Source organism: Candidatus Poriferisodalis sp., from assembly GCF_965198245.1.
In the GTDB taxonomy this organism is placed as follows: domain Bacteria; phylum Actinomycetota; class Acidimicrobiia; order Acidimicrobiales; family Poriferisodalaceae; genus Poriferisodalis.
In genome coordinates, this window is the sequence record NZ_OZ240249.1 from 4,061,945 (window position 1) to 4,079,624 (window position 17,680).

General features: G+C 64.7%; 19 protein-coding genes. 16 read left to right on the forward strand and 3 right to left on the reverse strand.

Features of this window, described 5'->3' with window-relative positions; genetic code table 11:
- Positions 1 to 67: 67 nt before the first annotated feature.
- From ACOCMM_RS18060 to ACOCMM_RS18085, 6 genes are all read left to right on the forward strand, one after another.
- Entirely contained in the window at positions 68 to 1,717 is a 1,650-nt protein-coding gene (locus tag ACOCMM_RS18060) for an ABC transporter substrate-binding protein (protein ID WP_419554520.1), read from the forward strand.
- 64 nt (positions 1,718 to 1,781) lie between these two features.
- On the forward strand, positions 1,782 to 2,612 hold the full coding sequence (locus ACOCMM_RS18065) for an ABC transporter permease (RefSeq protein ID WP_419554521.1): 831 nt from the start codon (positions 1,782 to 1,784) through the stop codon (positions 2,610 to 2,612).
- Positions 2,609 to 3,571, forward strand: a complete 963-nt coding sequence (locus tag ACOCMM_RS18070; protein WP_419554522.1) for an ABC transporter permease — start codon at positions 2,609 to 2,611, stop codon at positions 3,569 to 3,571. Before ACOCMM_RS18065 ends, ACOCMM_RS18070 begins: the two co-directional genes overlap by 4 nt.
- Positions 3,568 to 4,650 carry a phosphotriesterase family protein gene (locus tag ACOCMM_RS18075; protein WP_419554523.1) on the forward strand — a complete coding sequence of 361 codons (1,083 nt, stop codon included), beginning with the start codon at positions 3,568 to 3,570 and terminating at the stop codon, positions 4,648 to 4,650. Before ACOCMM_RS18070 ends, ACOCMM_RS18075 begins: the two co-directional genes overlap by 4 nt.
- 120 nt (positions 4,651 to 4,770) lie before the next feature.
- Positions 4,771 to 5,469: a GntR family transcriptional regulator gene (locus ACOCMM_RS18080; RefSeq protein WP_419554524.1), complete on the forward strand. Its 699-nt coding sequence runs from the start codon at positions 4,771 to 4,773 to the stop codon at positions 5,467 to 5,469.
- The gene (locus tag ACOCMM_RS18085) at positions 5,466 to 6,221 is read left to right on the forward strand and encodes a glycerophosphodiester phosphodiesterase (RefSeq protein ID WP_419554525.1); all 756 of its coding nucleotides are present in this window, start codon (positions 5,466 to 5,468) and stop codon (positions 6,219 to 6,221) included. The genes ACOCMM_RS18080 and ACOCMM_RS18085 overlap by 4 nt, the downstream gene beginning before the upstream one ends.
- 86 nt (positions 6,222 to 6,307) lie before the next feature.
- On the opposite strand, the gene ACOCMM_RS18090 is transcribed toward ACOCMM_RS18085, so the two are convergent.
- Entirely contained in the window at positions 6,308 to 6,472 is a 165-nt protein-coding gene (locus ACOCMM_RS18090; protein WP_419554526.1) for a hypothetical protein, read from the reverse strand.
- A 19-nt stretch (positions 6,473 to 6,491) separates the two neighbouring features.
- Between ACOCMM_RS18090 and ACOCMM_RS18095 the strand changes: the two genes are divergently transcribed.
- The 4 genes from ACOCMM_RS18095 (at position 6,492) to ACOCMM_RS18110 (ending at position 9,583) form a co-directional block, all read left to right on the forward strand.
- Positions 6,492 to 6,686: a hypothetical protein gene (locus tag ACOCMM_RS18095; protein WP_419554527.1), complete on the forward strand. Its 195-nt coding sequence runs from the start codon at positions 6,492 to 6,494 to the stop codon at positions 6,684 to 6,686.
- 97 nt (positions 6,687 to 6,783) lie between these two features.
- Positions 6,784 to 7,899, forward strand: coding sequence for a hypothetical protein (locus ACOCMM_RS18100; protein ID WP_419554528.1), 1,116 nt, complete (start codon positions 6,784 to 6,786; stop codon positions 7,897 to 7,899).
- A gap of 165 nt (positions 7,900 to 8,064) precedes the next feature.
- Complete coding sequence (locus tag ACOCMM_RS18105; protein ID WP_419554529.1) at positions 8,065 to 8,325, forward strand: RDD family protein; 261 nt, start codon at positions 8,065 to 8,067, stop codon at positions 8,323 to 8,325.
- Positions 8,326 to 8,422: 97 nt separating this feature from the next.
- On the forward strand, positions 8,423 to 9,583 hold the full coding sequence (locus tag ACOCMM_RS18110) for an NAD(P)/FAD-dependent oxidoreductase (RefSeq protein WP_419554530.1): 1,161 nt from the start codon (positions 8,423 to 8,425) through the stop codon (positions 9,581 to 9,583).
- 45 nt (positions 9,584 to 9,628) lie between these two features.
- Here ACOCMM_RS18110 and ACOCMM_RS18115 read toward each other — a convergent pair whose 3' ends face one another.
- Entirely contained in the window at positions 9,629 to 10,003 is a 375-nt protein-coding gene (locus ACOCMM_RS18115; RefSeq protein WP_419554531.1) for a VOC family protein, read from the reverse strand.
- A gap of 145 nt (positions 10,004 to 10,148) precedes the next feature.
- Between ACOCMM_RS18115 and ACOCMM_RS18120 the strand changes: the two genes are divergently transcribed.
- The 6 genes from ACOCMM_RS18120 to ACOCMM_RS18145 all read left to right on the forward strand — a co-directional run bounded on the left by ACOCMM_RS18120 (position 10,149) and on the right by ACOCMM_RS18145 (position 16,168).
- Complete coding sequence (locus ACOCMM_RS18120) at positions 10,149 to 10,904, forward strand: SDR family NAD(P)-dependent oxidoreductase (RefSeq protein WP_419554532.1); 756 nt, start codon at positions 10,149 to 10,151, stop codon at positions 10,902 to 10,904.
- 102 nt (positions 10,905 to 11,006) lie between these two features.
- Positions 11,007 to 12,206, forward strand: a complete 1,200-nt coding sequence (locus tag ACOCMM_RS18125) for a mandelate racemase/muconate lactonizing enzyme family protein (RefSeq protein WP_419554533.1) — start codon at positions 11,007 to 11,009, stop codon at positions 12,204 to 12,206.
- 3 nt (positions 12,207 to 12,209) lie between these two features.
- Positions 12,210 to 13,505 carry a TauD/TfdA family dioxygenase gene (locus tag ACOCMM_RS18130; protein ID WP_419554534.1) on the forward strand — a complete coding sequence of 432 codons (1,296 nt, stop codon included), beginning with the start codon at positions 12,210 to 12,212 and terminating at the stop codon, positions 13,503 to 13,505.
- A 99-nt stretch (positions 13,506 to 13,604) separates the two neighbouring features.
- Positions 13,605 to 14,366, forward strand: coding sequence for an SDR family NAD(P)-dependent oxidoreductase (locus tag ACOCMM_RS18135; protein WP_419554535.1), 762 nt, complete (start codon positions 13,605 to 13,607; stop codon positions 14,364 to 14,366).
- A gap of 63 nt (positions 14,367 to 14,429) precedes the next feature.
- Positions 14,430 to 15,284 (forward strand): hypothetical protein, encoded by an 855-nt coding sequence (locus tag ACOCMM_RS18140; protein WP_419554536.1) that lies wholly within the window; start codon positions 14,430 to 14,432, stop codon positions 15,282 to 15,284.
- A gap of 50 nt (positions 15,285 to 15,334) precedes the next feature.
- Positions 15,335 to 16,168 (forward strand): YbaY family lipoprotein, encoded by an 834-nt coding sequence (locus ACOCMM_RS18145; RefSeq protein WP_419554537.1) that lies wholly within the window; start codon positions 15,335 to 15,337, stop codon positions 16,166 to 16,168.
- A 104-nt stretch (positions 16,169 to 16,272) separates the two neighbouring features.
- Here the strand turns inward: ACOCMM_RS18145 and ACOCMM_RS18150 are convergent, their stop codons facing one another.
- Positions 16,273 to 17,634, reverse strand: coding sequence for an MFS transporter (locus tag ACOCMM_RS18150; RefSeq protein WP_419554538.1), 1,362 nt, complete (start codon positions 17,632 to 17,634; stop codon positions 16,273 to 16,275).
- Between the last annotated feature and the right edge of the window lie 46 nt (positions 17,635 to 17,680).

Genomic DNA, 17,680 nt, shown 5'->3' on the forward strand with positions numbered 1-17,680 from the left:
TGGTGACCGTAGTCCAGCGGCAGTGCTAGGGTCAACACTGTCGACCAACCACAGTCGACTCTATTCCATGCTCGATGACGAGCACGACCCGAAAGGTGGCAAAGTGCGACGCATACGACGGATTGCTGTGGTGGGAGCGCTTGCGATGCTCGCTGCGGCCTGCAGCGGCGGAGATTCGGGGGTGGTCGATACGACACCACCTGCAACTTCCGAGCAGACGACTTCCGAGCAGACGACGGCAACTTCCGAGCAGCAGCCGGCACCGGTCGAGGAACCCGCTCGGGGCGGGCGTCTCACCGCCGGCACTACAACAGAGCCCACTTCTCTTGACCCAGTTCTTGAGACCGCTCTCACGAGCTATCTCGTCCTTCTTCCGATGTACGACCGGCTCGTCAGATTCGCTCCCGATCTCGCCTACGAACCACAGGTCGCGGAATCGTGGAGTTGGTCCGACGATGGTTTGGAGGTCACGTTCGTCCTTCGACAGGACGTGACGTTCCACAGCGGCCGGGCACTGAGATCAGCGGACGTCGTCTACTCCTACGAACGATGGACGTCAGAGGAGGCCATAAGTCAGGGCCTGTTCGCAAACGTGTCGTCCGTGGAAGCACTCGATGACTACACGGTGATGTTCACGCTCATTGATGCCGCGCCAAATGCGCTGCTGGCAATTCTTGCGGCGAATGGCGGCCTGCTCATGGACCGCGACGTCGTTGAATCGAACGGCGACCTGCGGCGCACCTCCGGCGGGTCTGGACCCTTCATGTTTGGGGAATGGCGATCCGGCAGCGAGATCGTCCTCGTCGCAAATCCCAACTACTGGGATGAAGGCAAACCGCATCTTGACGAACTGGTGTTCAAAATCGTTCCCGATGAGGTATCAGCTGTGGCAGCGTTGCGAGCCGGCGAGATCGACTGGTTCCAATTCAGCGACCCACTGGTCGCTACGCAAATTGATGGGGCGAGTGGCCTGACCTATACAGAATCGCCGTCACTGGCCTACCAGTACCTGGCCTACAACTTCAACCTGCCTCCTTTCGACGATCCCAATGTGCGTCAGGCGATCAGTTTCGCCCTCGACCGCGAAGCGGTCGTTGACCTGGCGGCCGACGGACGAGCAGACGTCACGGGACCAATCGTGCCCGCCCAGACAGAACTCGTCCTTCCTTTCAGTGAGTTCACTTCGTACAGCCATAATCCTCAGCGCGCGCAACAGCTCCTCACCGAAGCAGGCGTCACTGACCTGTCGGTGACGCTCACGGCCAACAGCGGGAACGCAGCGCATGTCGGAATTGCACCGGTGGTCGCTGAGCAGTTGGCAGCCGTCGGCATCTCCGTCAGTATCGAGATGGTTGAGTCCGGCGTCTGGATAGACAGGCTGACGACCTTCGATTACGACCTGATCCTCGGCTCGAGTGGTGGAGCGCCAAATCCTGACATCCCCTTCGGCAACTCGTTCATGTGCAACGGACCGTGGAACTACTCAGGCGTTTGCGATGAGTCGTTCGACGAGTTGGTCCGCCAGGTGTGGGCCGCTTCCGACGAAGACAGGATCTCTGGTTACCACGAGCTGCAACGCAAGCTCGTGAACGATCTCATGCCGTATTCCTTCCTGTTTGTCGGGCGGTCCCTGTGGGGCTGGGCGGACGAAGTCAAGGGCTATGAGCCACTGCCGCTGATCGAGCGGCGGTTCGAGACCATATTTATCGAGAACTAGGCCCGATGGGGGCGGGCGATGGCACAAGCCATCGCCCGCCCCCATCTTCGATCGGATACAGACGGTGAGGGAGTTCATCGGCGACTTGCGTCACCGCCCGGCATCATTGTTGGCGGTGAGCTTCTTGGTGATTGTCATCCTGCTAGCGGTGTTCGCGCCGATAGTCTCGGTCCACGAACCCAACACCCTCAGCCGCTTCGAACGACTGGTGGCACCGTCAAGCGGACATTGGTTGGGTACCGACCGCTTCGGACGAGACCTGTTCAGTCGCATCATCTACGGATCCCGGGTGTCGCTGTTCGTCGCTGCCGTGAGTATCACCGTTGGTGCGCTGGTCGGTGGGGCCATCGGGGTCGTCTCCGGCTACCTGCGTGGCAAGGTCGATGAAATCATCATGCGCGCGGTCGACATCCTCTTTGCCTTCCCTCCCCTGCTGCTGGCAATCGCGCTAGCAGCCGCTCTCGGTCCGAGCGCACGAAACGCCGCCATCGCGATTGCAATCATTTACATCCCAGTCTTCGCCCGTGTCGCACGCGCCCGCGTTCTTATGGAAGTCTCGAACGACTACGTGGCTGCACTCAAAGTCATCGGTGCCTCGAGTCGGCGAATTTCGGTACGCCACCTCGTGCCGAACATCTCAACACCTATCGCCGTGCAAGTCAGTCTCGGGCTCGCACAAGCACTCCTTATCGAGTCGGCGTTGAGCTTTCTGGGCTTGGGCGCCCAGGTGCCGACCGCTTCGTGGGGCTCGATCCTCGGTGAAGGTCGTTTCGTGCTGACCGTCGCGCCTTGGATGACGCTGGCGTCGGGCGCCGTGATCACCCTCACGGTCCTTTCGCTGTTCATCCTGGCTGACGGCATCCGAGACGCACTCGACCCAAAGGGGAGCCGATGATTCGCTTCATGGCCTGGCGAGTCGTAAACGGGATAGGAACCCTTTTCGGCTTGTCGACGATTGTGTTTGTCGTCCTCCTAGCAATACCGGGGAATGTCACCCAGACCATACTCGGTGTCGAGGGTGCAAGTTCTCCCGAGCTTGCGCTCCGGCTCGAGCGAGAATTCGGTCTCGACCGGCCTATCTACGTGCAATTCTTCTCGTGGGTCGGCAATGTCCTTCGCGCCGACTTAGGAACGTCCTGGCGAACTGCTGAGCCCGTCATGGACACGATTCTCGATCGCCTACCTCTGACCGCCGAGATCGCTCTGTTTTCGATCATTATTGCGCTGCTCGTGGGCATTCCTCTGGGCGTCATCGGTGCACGCAACCAAGATCGTTTGCTGGACCACATCACCCGAGGGATCTCCCTTTTGGGTGCTGCGATACCACCCTACATTTCGGCAACGCTAATTCTCCTTGTCGGATCGATGTGGTTGGGCTGGGTTCCCCCAACTGGGTACACCTCGTTGTTCGAAGACCCATTGAGAAACCTTTCGACGGTCATTACGCCTGCGCTGGTGCTCGGCCTCACGAGCGCCGCTGGCATTACTCGAATGACCCGAGGTGCGATGCTCGATGAGCTCAGTCGAGACTACGTACGGACGGCGTATTCCAAAGGCCTGCACCAATTGTCGATTACCAATCGGCATGCGCTTCGGAACGCGTCCATCCCCGTTCTGACGGTCGTCGGGATCGAAATCGGCACTCTGCTCGGCGGAACCGTCATTACCGAAGCGGTGTTTTCCCTTCCTGGTCTCGGGCGGCTTGTCGTCGATGCGATCGCGCAGCGGGATTACCCGATGGTGCAAGGCGCCGTTCTGGTTATCGCGGCCATATATGTGACGATCAACTTCCTCACCGATCTTGTCTACGGCATCATCGATCCCAGAGTACGAACCATGAGGACAAAGTCATGAATCACTCCGAAGGGCGCATCATCCGAACCGTCACGGGCGATATCGCGCCCAGGGACCTCGGACGAACCTCGGCGCACGAACATATACTCTGCGACATGTCGTGGAGATTTGCCGGCAAAACCCGAGCCTCCGACCATCGTGACGTTCTTGTGACATCTGTCGCGCAGAGTGAACTCTGGTGGCTCCGTGAGCACCACATCGACGTCCTCGACAACTGCGTGCTTGACGACATCGATCTTGCTATCCGCGAGGTCGGCCACTTCAAACAGCCTGGCGGTGCGTCGATCGTCGACGTCACCTGCGATGGACTCGGGCCGCGGCCCGACGATGTCCGAAGAATATCCGTCGAATCAGGCGTGCAGATCGTGCTCGGGTGCGGCCATTACGTCGAAGACTCCCACCCTGCAGGACTGGACGATGAGCCGGTCGAAAGTATAGCTGCCCGTTTCGTCGACGACATCGAGACGGGGATAGCCGGATCGAGTGTTCGCGCAGGCGTGATCGGCGAACTGGGATGTTCGTGGCCTGTCCGACCGAACGAGCGGAAGGTTTTGGCCGCCGGGGCGATTGCCCACGGTCACACTGGCGTAGCCATCAGCGTGCATACAGGCCGGAACCGCCAGGCCGCTAGAGACCACGTCGACGAACTTGGCAAGCAGGGCGTCGCTCCCTCAAGTGTGGTGATCTGCCACGTGGATCGTCGCATCGATGACGACGCAGGCCTGCGTCAACTTGCGGCAACGGGGTGCTTTCTTGCCTTCGACTGTTTCGGGCTTGAGCCGTGGATCGCACCCGAAGCGCGCGGCATGCCGATGCCCGGCGATGTCGAGCGCGCCAAAATGATTGCCGCGCTCATCGACGGCGGATATGGCGAAAACATTCTGGTTGGCCAAGACATCGCCATGAAACACAGACTCGCCGAATATGGCGGGCACGGCTACGGGTACATACTCCGAATGGTGCCCACCATCTTGGAGTATGTCGGCCTGAGTCAACGCGAGATTGATGCCCTACTTATCGACAATCCAGCGCGAGCATTCTCTTTTGCTCGCCCGAGCCGAAAGGAGAGACCGTCATGACTGTGAAAGACGACTTGCTGGCCCCTAAGGGAAACTACATTAATGGAGACTGGCTTCCGCCCCATTCTGGAGAATGGTTGACACGTAGTTATGCGCGTCGGACAGCTATGAGGTCACGAAATGGAATTTAGCGAGCTTTCATCGCGCAAGTCACTGGCTGCCGTTGTTGCGCAGCAAATCCGTGAAGCCATCAAGTCTGGCGTTTTGAAGCCTGGAGATCGATTGGTTGAGCCGGATCTGGCTTCGAAGTTCGGCGTTAGCAAGACGCCAGTTCGCGAAGCATTGCGCGAGCTTGAACGCCAAGGCCTGGCAGAAATACGCCCCCGACGAGGAACATTCGTCCGGACGCTTGCCTCAGAGGACATCGATGATATAATGGTGCTACGTGTAGCCCTCGAAGGGCTTGCCCTGAAGTTGTCCCTCCAGCAAGTCGATCCACAGTGGATTGAAGAGGCAGAAGGACTGGTCGAGGAGATGCGTAGCGCCTCGACCCCCGATGAACTGTACGATCGCCATCGAGCGTTCCATTCGTTGATTTCGTCGAAGTCAGGAAACTCGCGCCTCGATACCATTCTCGAAGGATTGGGCGACCAGATAGCTACTTTCCTCTCATTCGTCCACCTCCTCTACGAGGACCCTGACGAGATGGCGGATCGGCACGAAGTATTTATCACGCTGCTCAGGAGTGGCGATACCAGCGGAGCGCAAACCGTCGTCGACGAACACATCTTGGCCGACGGTAAGCGACTTGCGGAGGTCCTCAAGAGGGATCAAACGCTCAAGAGGGATCAAACGCATGTGACGGAGGCGACCAAATGAGCGTCCCACGGGTCTGCGCGCACCGAGGCGCAACAGATGAGCGTCCGGAACAGACGATGCTCGCGTACAGCCGTGCTGTCGAACTCGGCGCTGACACCGTCGAGCTTGACGTCCGGTTGACCGCCAACCAGCAGCTCGCCGTGATTCACGACGCAACGTTGGAACGGACGACCAACGGCTCCGGTCGAGTAGGAGCAATGTCGCTGGCTGAAGTGCGCAAGCTCGATGCAGGCTCGTGGTTCGACGCGCGTTTTTTCGCCAGCACCGTTCCTACCGTTCCTCAGATCCTGGAGTTCGCCGAGTCGGCCTCCATAGATCTGTGTATCGAGGTAAAGGCGGAGAGCCCCCAAGAAGCCTTGGAAACGGCAGGCGTTCTTGCTGAAACGCTGTCCAGCCATGGCGCCCTCGGAGAACACCTCATCTCCTCCTTTGACATGGGGGCCCTCTCAGCGGTGCGAAGCAACTTCTCGAACGCGCGTCTGCTCCCTTGGATGCCAGAAGATCGGCCGCCAGACGTAGCCGAGCACCTCGAAGTGTCGCGCCTCCTGCAAGCCGAAGGAGTGTTTCACACGGCGAGTCTGCTCACCGCGGCACACGTACGAGAAATGCAGGACGCGGGGCTGGCCGTATGGGTGTGGAGCAGCGATGACCCCAGCGAACTTGCCCACGCCTACAGCTTGAAACCTGACGTGGTGTCTGCTGGCTCGGTCGCGTCCAATCTCGCTGTCCGATCGAAAGCGAGTGCAACATGAAGTTGGTGCGATACGGAGGCGCTCATGGTGCTGAACTTGGCGTCCGTCGCGACTCCGTCGACGACGAGTCCGTTGGTGTGATCCCTCTACGCCAGCTTGTCCCGGACTTTGCAGGGAACGCTGTCGAGGACCTTCTGGTCGACGGCCTCTTGGACCGCGTCGACGGGCTGAGCCTCAACGAGACGCCCGAAGAGCACTCCGTGCCCTTGGAGGCGCTTCTGGCGCCCATTGCCCGCCCTTCCCATGCTCAACAACGTGATTGTGGCGCCGGTGACACGCGCCATCCGAGACATTCCGACCTGTGTGCCGGTGGGCCCAGAACACGGGATCGAACACGAGAGCGCGGTGACGTTCGACAGCCTCGCTGCAGTGCCGAAGACGTTGCTGACGCGGCGACTCGGACAGCTCGACGCGATCGGCCGCGAGCGCATGTGCGCGGCCCTCCGAGCAGTCGCTGACTGCTGAAGCTGGCTTGCCGACGATCGGGGACCGAGGACGGCGGCGCAGCCTCATGCCGTATTTCAGACGAGGGTCGTGACAGCCCCTGCGTACGGTGCGGGCCATGACACAACACACCACACGCATCCTTCCCCGATACGACTCAGCCGAGCGGCCGCCGTGGCTGGTGCATGGCGCCAAAGAGGCGCTGTGCGCCGCGCTGCCGACGGACGAGTCCATCGATTGGTCCGAATTCGTCGTGCGCGCGTGCGACGAAATGGCCACCGCCGCCGATGGGCTCCCCGGCTTCCCCGGTCCCGGCAGCGACCCGCCGAGCGCAGTTCGGCCTCAGGCCGGCGGCGGCACACAGCAGTTGGCAACCCGGGCCGATGCCCGACGAGGCCACGGCGGCGACGCTGCAGACGAGAGCTGCACGCCACACGGTGGCTTCGAGGTTGCCATGGCAGCGGAACTGCTGGGCGGCATCGCTACGAGAGCTGCGTCGCCGTACGAGGCCCACGATCTGTGTCGCACGGCGTACCCGCGCTGCTGGGACTCGGCGCTGGACGAGGCAGCCACCAGCCCCCACGCAGGCCTCGAGCCCGACCCGGTCCTGTACGACCACAGTGTCTCGCTGCGGTCGGTTTGCGAGGGCGAGGCGCCGAGGCCGGCCGGCATGTACGAGGCGCTCGACGCGGTCATGGAACTCGCGCACGACGTGAGTGCTGCCAGCTCGCTCGGACTCAGCTTGGCGCATGTTGCTCCCAGCCCGGTGGTGTGGCCGCCTCCCGAAGCCTCGCCAGCGCTCAGCGTCGCCCGGCGCGATCTCGACGACGCCCTCGCCGGGACGCGGGTCAGCCAGCAGGAAGACGCCGCCATGCTGCACAGCTATCTGTGGGCCCGCGACAACCCTGATGTGCCAGACCCGTCACCGGCAGAGGTCGACCGAGTGCAGGCATCAGTGCAGGACTGGTACGGCTCCGTCGTTCCTGCCGCAGTGCGCCTGGCCACGGCCACGTTCGCCCACGCATACGAATGGGCCAGTGTCGACACCGACCGCTGGGATCCTGCAGTCATCGCCTACGCCCATACCGAGGCGTACCTGTCGATCCATCATCTGCGCCAGATCACCGACTCCTATGACCTCACCAATGGCGCCGTGTACAGCTACGCCTGGTGGTGGTGCCATGATCGCCGACTCGGCTTGGCAGGCCTGCGGGAGTTGGCGAGCAACTGGTAGCAGCAACCAAAATCAGGGACAATCGGCCCAGCGTCTGAGGGATTCGCGCAGCCGCGCACCGTCGCGGTCGCTTCTGAGACAATCCTGCCCGTGTCGATGGCACCGGAGCCGCCGCCAAGCGACGTCTCGCTCGATGAGATCAGGGCAGGACCAATGCGACGTTTCGTGTCCGAACTCGTCGACGAGCTTCTCCTTCTGCCGGTGATATTGATCTGGTTGCTCTTCCCCCTGTTGCTGCTGTTCTGGCTCATCGTGCTGGCCTGGGGCCAGACGCCCGGCAAGCTCTTTGTGGGCATCGTCGCTGTGCGCCGCGACGGCACCCCGTTCAGTTGGGCCGCATGTCCGTCCGTGAACTCTTCCGACTTATTTTCTGGAGCGTCACCTTCGGCTTTGGACTCCTCCTCGACGCAGGTGTATCGCTGCTGAGCGGCGATGGCCGCTCGATCACTGACCGGGTGACGGGCAGCACCATCGTCCACGTCGCGGCGCTGCAGCGCTAGCAGCACGGATCTACGTTGCACCCATGTCGAACGTCGAGGCAGCGGTTGTCGGTAGAGGTCTGATCGGCAGCGCTGCTGCGAGACATCTTGCAGAGGCCGGGCGCTCCGTAGCGCTGATCGGACCGGGCGAACCGGCGGACTACGCAACCTCGGAGGGCCCGTTCGCGAGCCACTACGACGAGGGCCGCATCACGCGGATGATCGATCCTGATCCCGCTTGGTCGCACATGGCGATCCGCTCGATTGCCAGGTACGCAGACATCGAGGAACGATCGGGCATCCCGTTTCATACCGGTGCCGGACTCGTTTATTCCCCGGCTGATCCGCAAGCGGATCTGGCTCATGCCCGGAAGCTCGACGTCGACGCACATGAGATCAGCGTGGCTGAGGTCGCAGAGCGCTTCGGAATTGACATGTCTAGCGCGGACACGATCATCCTCGAGGCTGCGCCGGCGGGTCACATCAACCCCCGACGGATGATCGTGGCGCAGAGCCAGTTGACGGCCGCAGCGGGCGGACTCGTTGTGGAGGCGCCGGTCTCTGCGGCCGTGCCGACACCCGACGGCGTGCAGCTGACCGTCGGGAACGACACGATGCTCGCCGACAAGGTCCTCTTGTGCACAGGGGCGTGGGCGGCCGAACTCGTCGGGGTCGACCTGCCGCTGGAGCGCAGCTTGCGGACGATCCTGATGGCAGAACTCGACGAGGGCCCGACGCTGCCGAGCCTCATCTCCCGGACGGACCCGGCCACGTGTGAGGCAGATCCCCGCCACGACGTCTACTGGGTTCCGCCCGTTCGGTTCCCAGACGGTCGGGTCATGCTGAAGATCGGCGGCTATGACCCCGCCGCCACCATCGCCGAGGACGTCGCCACCGTGGGCGACTGGTTCCGCAGCGGCGGGAGCCAAGCCGAGGCGGACGACCTCGAGAGCCGGCTGCGGGAATTCCTCCCCGACCGCACGATCCGTTCACGCGAAATCAAGCCCTGCGTGGTCACGAACACTCCGCACGACCTGCCATGGATCGACTGGGTCGATGACCGTGTCGCCGTCGCGGTCGGCGGCTGCGGCTCGGCTGCAAAATCGGCCGATGAGATCGGGCGGCTGGCTGGGACGCTGTTCAGCGACGAAGGCTGGAGCGACCCGGTACTCAAGCTCGCGTCATTCCGGCCTTCGGACACTTGATGAGGGGAAGACGCTGACGAGACGCCGCCGGCGAAATCACCTCCATTAGGAGCGCAGCTCCAGCGGCTCCATGAGCTCGATGCGGTTGCCGAACGGATCGTCGACGTAGACGCGGTCGTAGCCCTCCAGCGGCTCGTCGTCTCGGACTGCGACACCGTTGGCTCGGAGTCGCTCTGCCAGTGCCGCCAAGTCGCTGACCAACAAGGCGGGGTGAGCCTTGCGGGCGGGGCGGAACGGATCCTCGACGCCGAGGTGGATCTTGACGGTGTTGCTCTCGAACCAGCAGCCGCCGCGGGCTTCAAGGTGCGGAGGCTTGGGCACCCGCGGCAGGCCGAGCAGGCCTTCGTAGAACGCTTGGGCGGCCGCTTCCTCGCCGGCAGGCATGGCGAGCTGCACGTGGTCGATGGCGACGATCATCATGTGACCGCTCCGTCGCTGGCGGCAGGTGTGCGAGCGGCGCGCTGCACATCGGTCATGCTGCAAGCCTGCCAACTGTGGCGGCAGATCGGTGGGAAGGGGCGGACGTGAGCAAGACGACAGCGTCAACCGAGACAAAGGAACAGCCGTGAGCAGGGTGGTGGTGACTGGGGCGAGTTCGGGGATCGGCGAGGCAATCGCCCGGCGGTTCTTGGCCGACGGGTGGGACGTGCTGACCGGCAGCCGGAGCGAGCCTGCGCTTGAGGGCGCCGGGTGGCTGCGTACCGATGTTGGCGACCCGGCTCAGGCTGATGCGCTGGTTGCCGCGGCCGTCCAGCAATTCGGCCAGCTCGATGTGGTGGTGAACAACGCGGGCGTACAGGTGGAAAAGACCATCGCCGACACCACCGACGAGGAGTTCGATCACGTCATCGACACCAACGTGCGGGGCGTTTTCAACATGTGCCGAGCGGCCGTGCGTCAGATGACGGGCCAGCAATCCGGCAGTGAAGCCGGCCTGCCCAGTGGCGGCGTGATCATCAACATCGCTTCGATTGCCGCATCCCACGCCGACGCTGGCATGGCCGTCTACAACGCCTCGAAGGGTGCCGTCGAGGCCCTCACCCGTGCCATTGCCGTCGATCACGGGCACCAGGGCGTCCGCTGCGTTGCGGTCAGTCCCGGATGGATCGCCACAGCGCTGGCCGACGCTGTGTTCGATCTGCAGACCGATCCCGCAGCTGCGCGTGCCGAGGCCGTCGGCCGCCATCCTGTCGGCCGGCTCGGCACTCCCGACGACGTCGCCGAGGTCGTCGCCTGGCTGGCGGGTCCGGCGGCCAGCTTCATCTCAGGCAGCGTGTTTACTGTGGACGGTGGCCTCACAGCACAGAGCCCCATCGGATGAGATCCGAGCGGCTGATGCGTGTGATCACGTTGCGGCAAGTGCGATGCCGGACCGGTGGCTCGGACGGGGCCACGGGGTGACCCCTCGGGCGGAACATCGGTGATGACCGCCCGCCAGCCGTGCCCGGTCGCCGCGATCGAAGCGCTGATCGTGTCGGTGCCCGCCGTGGGCAACGCCTTCGCCGAAGGCTCCGAGGAGACTCTGCTCGTCAAGGTCATCGACGCCGACGGGCGGGTCGGGATCGGCGAGTCGGTCTGCACACCGGCGGTCACGAAGGCGATGATCGACCAGCGCACCATCCATTTCTGGAGCCAGGGCATCACAGACGTGGTGGTCGGTGCCGACCCGATCGAAGCCGCCGCGCTGTACGACCGGGCATACCACGGCAGCTTCTACCACGGGCGCCGCGGCACCTACATCCAGGCCTATTCCGCCGTCGACATCGCGCTCTACGACCTCGCTGGCCGCCAGCTCGGACTGCCGGTATACAAGCTGCTCGGTGGGGCCCGCACAGAGCGCATCCGGCCGTACGCCACCTGCTACCCAGGCGACATCTACGACGGCCCGATGAACGCCGTGCTCAACGAGATCACCCGCCAGGCCACCATCGCCGCCGACCAGGGCCTCACCGCTGTCAAGGTGCCAGTGCTGTTCGGCAACGAGGTGGTTGACCGGGACATCGTCGAATTCGTCGGCACCTGCCGGGCCAATCTCGGCGACCAGATGACGCTGGCGCTCGACTTCGGCTACCGCTGGTGGGACTGGCACGACGCCGCCTGGACGCTGCGGCGGATCGAGGACTTCGACATCGCCTTCGCCGAGGCCCCATTGCGCCACGACGACCTCGCCGGGCACAACCGCTTGGCTGCGGTGTCGCCCGTCCGGGTCGGCGGGGCCGAGTTCGCAGCGGGCCGCTGGGAGGTGCGCGAGTGGCTGACCACCGGCGGCGTGTCGCTGGTGCAACCCGGGGTCAGCCGAGCCGGGGGCTTCACCGAGCTGATGCGCATCGCCGAGCTGTGCGAACTGCACGGTGCGCAGCTCATCCCCCACAGTTTCGCCACCGGCATCACCGACGTCGCCAACTTCCATCTCCAAGCCGCAGCGCTGACGATCCCGATGGTGGAATTCCGCTCGTCACGGCTCGGCCCGTCTCGGCTGCGCACCGAGCTGGTGCACCCTCCCGAGCCCGAGATCATCGACGGGTACGCAACCCTGCCCACCGGCGCAGGCCTCGGCGTGGAACTGAACGACGAGCTGGTGGCGGCCCACACGCTGGACGCCGCCGGCACCGGGAGCGACTGAGCGGTGAGCGAGCCGTCGGCTGGGCTGTCGGCGGAGTCGGCACGCGGTCCTGAGTCCAGTTCGAACGAACACGGGGCCGTCGGCAGCATCACCACCCACAACCCGCACCTCGGCAACCGGCTCGGCATCGCCGATGCACCCGCGGTGACCGCAGCAACCATCGACCGGCGCCGGGTACACGTCGAGTTCTCGGACGGCCAGTGCCGCACCTTCGCTGCCCAGTGGCTGCGGCACTGCTGCTGGTGCGCCGAGTGCGGCAATCCATCCGACGGCATCCGCTTTGTGACCGTGGCCAGCTTCCCCGCCGACATCACGCCGACTCTGGCCGAAGCCGACGAGGGCGACCTCGTGCTCACGTGGCCCGACGGCCACCGGTCCACCTACAGCAGCGACTGGTTGGCCGCCAACGCCTACGACGACGAAGCCCGCCAGCGGCGTGCCGCGTGGCAACCGACGACGTGGCGCGCCGAACTGGCGAACTGCTTCCCCACCGTGGACTGGGACGACGCCAGCGACGGCGGTGTCGGCCAACTCGGCGCGTACCGGCTGCTGTGTGACTACGGCATCGTGCGCATCGACCACCTGGGCACCGACCCCCGACAGACCGAGCAGCTCGCCAACCTCGTCGGCCCCATCCACGAGACCACCGTCTATGGCCGCATCTACGACGTGCGTGCCGAACCGGTGGCGAAGCTGGGCGCCAAGACCGGCATGGCCCAGGCGCCCCACATCGACGACGCCTTCTACTACTCCCCGCCCGGCATCGACATCTTCCACTGCCTGTCCAATACCGACGTCGGCGGCATGAGCACCTACGTGGACGGCTTCGCCATCGCCGAGTCACTGCGGCTTGAGGAACCCGCCGCCTACGAAGCGCTCACGACCCTGCCGGTCACCCACGTGCGACGGCACCCCGGCGAGATCAACATGCGCAGCCGCAGCCCGCTCATCCGGCTCGACGAGTTCGGCCGCCCGAGCGGTGTTCGCTATTTCGACCGGGCGCTGGGCCCGCTCGACGTGCCAGCCGCCGATGTCGACCGGCTCTACGACGCCATCCGCGCCTTCAGCGACCGGATGGCAAGCCCCGAGTTCACGGCCGTGATCCGGGTCGAGCCCGGTCAAGGTGTGCTCATCGACAACCACCGGGTCATGCACGGCCGCACTGAGTTTGACCCTGCCTCTGGCCGCCACATCCGGCTGTGTCACGTGCCCCGCGACGAGTTTCACGGCCGGCTGCGCGAGCTCAGCCTGCGGCTCGACCCGTGGTCCCACGACCAGTACCTGCCGCAGGGCTCATGAGCATGCCCCGGCACGCCGACACTGCACTCACCGACAGACTCCTGACCGACACACCTCGACTGCGAACCGACACGGAGACTGCCCCATGATGAGCGCCTCGTGATCAGCGCCGACCTGACCGGCAAGCGCAGCATCGTGAGCGGCGGTGCCAGCGGCATCGGCCTCGGCGTGACCCGCACATTCGCTGCCAACGGCAGCACCGTGGCCATCGCCGACCTGCCCGGTGATCGCCTCACCGACACCGTGAGCACGCTGCAAGCCGACGGCCTCGACGTGTTCGAAGCCCCCTGCGACCTGCGCGACACCGACTCGGTGGCGGCCATGGTCGAAGCCGCCGCCGGCCGGATGGGCGGCATCGACTACCTGCTCAACATCGCCGGCCACCCGGTCACGCTCCAGACCATTCCCGCCGGCGACCTCGAATCGCAGACCGAGGAGCTCTGGGCGGAGGCACTGTCGGTCAACCTGCTCTCCGCGTTCCGCACGGCCAAGGCCGCAGCGCCCTACCTGAAGGCGTCCCGCGGCGCCATTGTGAACACAGCGTCGATGTCGGGCTGGCGAGGCGGCGGCTCCAGCTCGCCCTACAGCGTCGCCAAGGGGGGCCTCATCACGCTCACCAAAGAGCTCGCCCGCGGCCTCGCCCCCGACGTGCGGGTGAACGCCATCTCCCCCAGCTACGTGCATCCCGACTCCACCAACTTCCCGATCCGCTGGGAGACCGTCTTCGAGGACTCCGAGTCGCTGCCGCTGGGCCGTCCTGGGACCGCCGCCGAGTACGCCGACGCCTGCCTGTTCCTGTGCGCCGGTGCCAGCTACATCACCGGCCAGACCATTCACGTCGACGGCGGCTGGAGCGCCTGAGCGCTCACCGATCGTCCCGAATCCCGCAGCGGAGCTGCAACAACGAGAGAGGTCGCAAGACTGGTGAGCAAGCCCGAGCAATGGAAAGACCCGGCCAAGAAGCTGTTCCCGCACCAAGTCGGCTTCACCGCGCCGCCGATGGACTTCGACGCCGCTCCGAGCGACTTCCTGCGCATGTGCCCGCCGTCGGTCGGCGTGCACGGTCGCCTGCTGCACGCGCCCGGTTACTCCCACCAGCTCAGCGACCGCGCCGGGCTCTTCCACCTGCTCGAAGAAACCGTCCACTGCCTGTCCAACAGCGCCGCCGACGTGATCGGGCAGGTCGGCACCAACTGGGTGCATGCCGCCGGGACCGACGCCTCCGACATCCGCCGGTTCACGGCCGAGATGTCTGACAAGTACGAGACGCCGTTTCACATGGCCGGCCTGACACTGGTGGAGGCCTGCGAGGCGAATGGCTACGAGCGGGTCGCACTCAACGCTGTCTATTTCTGGCCTGATTGGCGCGACGGCGTGGTGCGTTTCCTTCGCAGTGCGGGCATCGACGTGGTGTGGGCGGGGAACTTCGTTGACCAGGGTCGGTACGCCACCCAGGACGAAGTGAACGACTGCATCTGGATCTTCCCCGGCGACCTTGCTCTGCGATCAACCGAGTACACGCTCGCCCAGGCGCCGGACGTGGACGCGGTGCTGGTCAACGGCATGTCCAACTACCGCGGCTACGACGGTCTGCCGCAGCGCTTCGTCAGCCTGGCCGCCGACATCGAAGAACAGCTCGGCGTCCCGGTCATCTCCTCAGACATCAGCCTGCACTGGCGGATCTTCCGCACCCTCGGCGTGTCGCCACTGGGCCACCAAGGCTCGCTGCTGTCCTCGCTGCAACTGGCCACGGAACCGAATGGGAGGCGCGAGCGTTGAGGACGTCGACCGGGCGGCCGCCGACGCGTGGTCGACTCGAGCGGGGACCCATGCACGCATTGCGCAGAGCACTCCGGCTGACGGGTGCAGCGCTCGCGCTCGCCGCCAGCGCGTGTGCCTACGACTCGACCGTGGAGGTCGGAATGGAACCGGTTGGTGCAGACGCCTCCGTGAGGGGCTCCATCACCTACCGGGAGCGCATTGCGCTCACGCCGGATGCGGTCGTCACCATCCAATTGCGCGACACGTCCTACGCCGATGCAGCCTCCGTGCTCATCGCCGAGCAGATCATCAGCAATCCCGGCCAGGTGCCGATCGACTTCAACGTGCGCTATGTCAGCGACGAGATCGACGACCGCAACACGTATTCGATCGCGGTCGTCATCACCGAAGGCGACGGTCGCATGGCCTTCACCAACGACACCGCCTACGACGTGATCACTCGCGGCAACCCGCGCCACGTCGACATGACCCTGGTCATGGTGGAGCCGCCGCCCGAACTTGTCCCCGACGGGTGGAACCGCACCGATTCTCAGCGCGTCGAGGCACCGGTCCACGCCACCGACGTACACATGATCTGGGAAGGCTCGACCGGCAGCCAGAACAGCGGCTACCTGCGCGTTGCCTTTGCCACGTCCAGCCAAGACGGCTGCTACCACCAGGGCCGTGAGGAAGCTGCCCGAGACGAGTCCGGCAACGGCGTCCAGCGCTACAAGGTCACCGTCGCTGCACGCGTGCCGGCGCCGGAGCCGTGGGCGCAGGACTGCTCCGAGCGGGATCTGGAGCTCGACGCCATCGTCCACCTCGGCAACGGGTTCATCTCAGGCGAGACGTTCGAAGTCGTCCTGAACGACGAGCGCACCTTCACATTCACCGCGCCGTAGTTCGCAGCGCGGCATGGCCGCGCACAACGCCGCCCGGGCCGGTCCTGCGGCAACGGTCCAGCGAATAGCCGTCGAATAGCTTGGCGTTTCGTCGGCGCTGTGGCTCAGCCGCCGACGGCTGCGGCCGTCTGCTGCTGCGGGCGCCGCATCGCCCTGCGCACCCCGGTGAAGGTGAAGAAGGTGGCCACCACTAGCGCCACGCCGAACAGTGCATTGGCGTAATTCACGCCCTGGTATTCGAATGTCGCGTACAGCGCACCCGAGGTCAGCCCAGCCAATGCGCCCGAGCCGATCATGGCGAAGTCACCGACGCCTTGCACTGCGACTCGCTGGTGGATGGGGTACAGCGCCACCAGCAGGCTCGACGCTGCGATCACCCCGAAGCACCAACCCAGGCCGATGAGGAAGTTCCCCATGAACACACCCACCACTCCCGCAGGCGGGGTGACTGCCGCCCACCACGCCCCCCAGGTGCACAGGCCGCCCGCTATGTACAGCATCGGATAGTTGCCGATGCGGTCGGTGAGTTGCCCGATGACCGGCGAGAACAGGTACATGCCCAGAATGTGGAATCCCATCATGAACCCGATGGCGTTCTGGGACTGGCCGCCCGCATCCATGTGCAATGGCGTCAGCGCCATGACGCCCAGCATGGTCACCTGGCTGACGACCATCGCCAGCACGGCCAGACGAGCCTCCGGTTTTTGCCAGATCAGTGCCAGCGCGTCACGCGTCGTTGGCGTCGGCAACGCTTCCGATCGGCCGCGGGCGCCATTGCGTGATTCGCTGACTTCGTTCGCGACCTCCAGCGGGTCAGGCCGCAGGAACAGCTCCACAATCGCAGCGGCCAGCAGGAACATCACAGCAGCGAACACGTACGAGCCGGTCTTATCGGGCAGTCCGAACGAACGGCCGACGTCGCTCGCGAAGCCCGACACCACCGAGCCGGCGGTCGAGCCGAATGTTGTGGCCCACACGATCATGCTGATCGTGCTGGCGCGCCGGTGCTCGGGTGCGAGATCGGAAGCTGCGTAGCGAGTCGCCAAGTTGGCGGCGCTGCCGGCTCCCGCGCCGAACACGCCCAGACACAGCAGCGGATAGCTCAGCAGGATTGCGCCGAGCACCGCGAGCGTCGAACCCGCGGCCCCTACGAGGTACCCGAAACGCAGCCCGACGCGCCGCCCGTTGCGGTTCATCAACTTCGACATCGGCACGGCGACCACCGCCGCACCGATCGACAAGCAGCTCGCGGCGATAGTGGCAAGTGTCGCGCTGCCGGTGATGTCCTTTGCGAGCAGGGCGCTCACGATGTAGGTCGCCACCAAGCCGAAACCGCCCGCGGCCTGGCTGGCGATCAGCACAACAATGGTGCGCTTTTGGATGCGTTGCCGGTCCGAACGCGAGTACGCGGACGCGCGATGCACCGCGAACACCGAGTCCCCCGACATCGCAACAGCATGGCCCATGCACGGGTGTCTCGCACGGTCAACGGCCCACGGTGGAAGGCCCCAC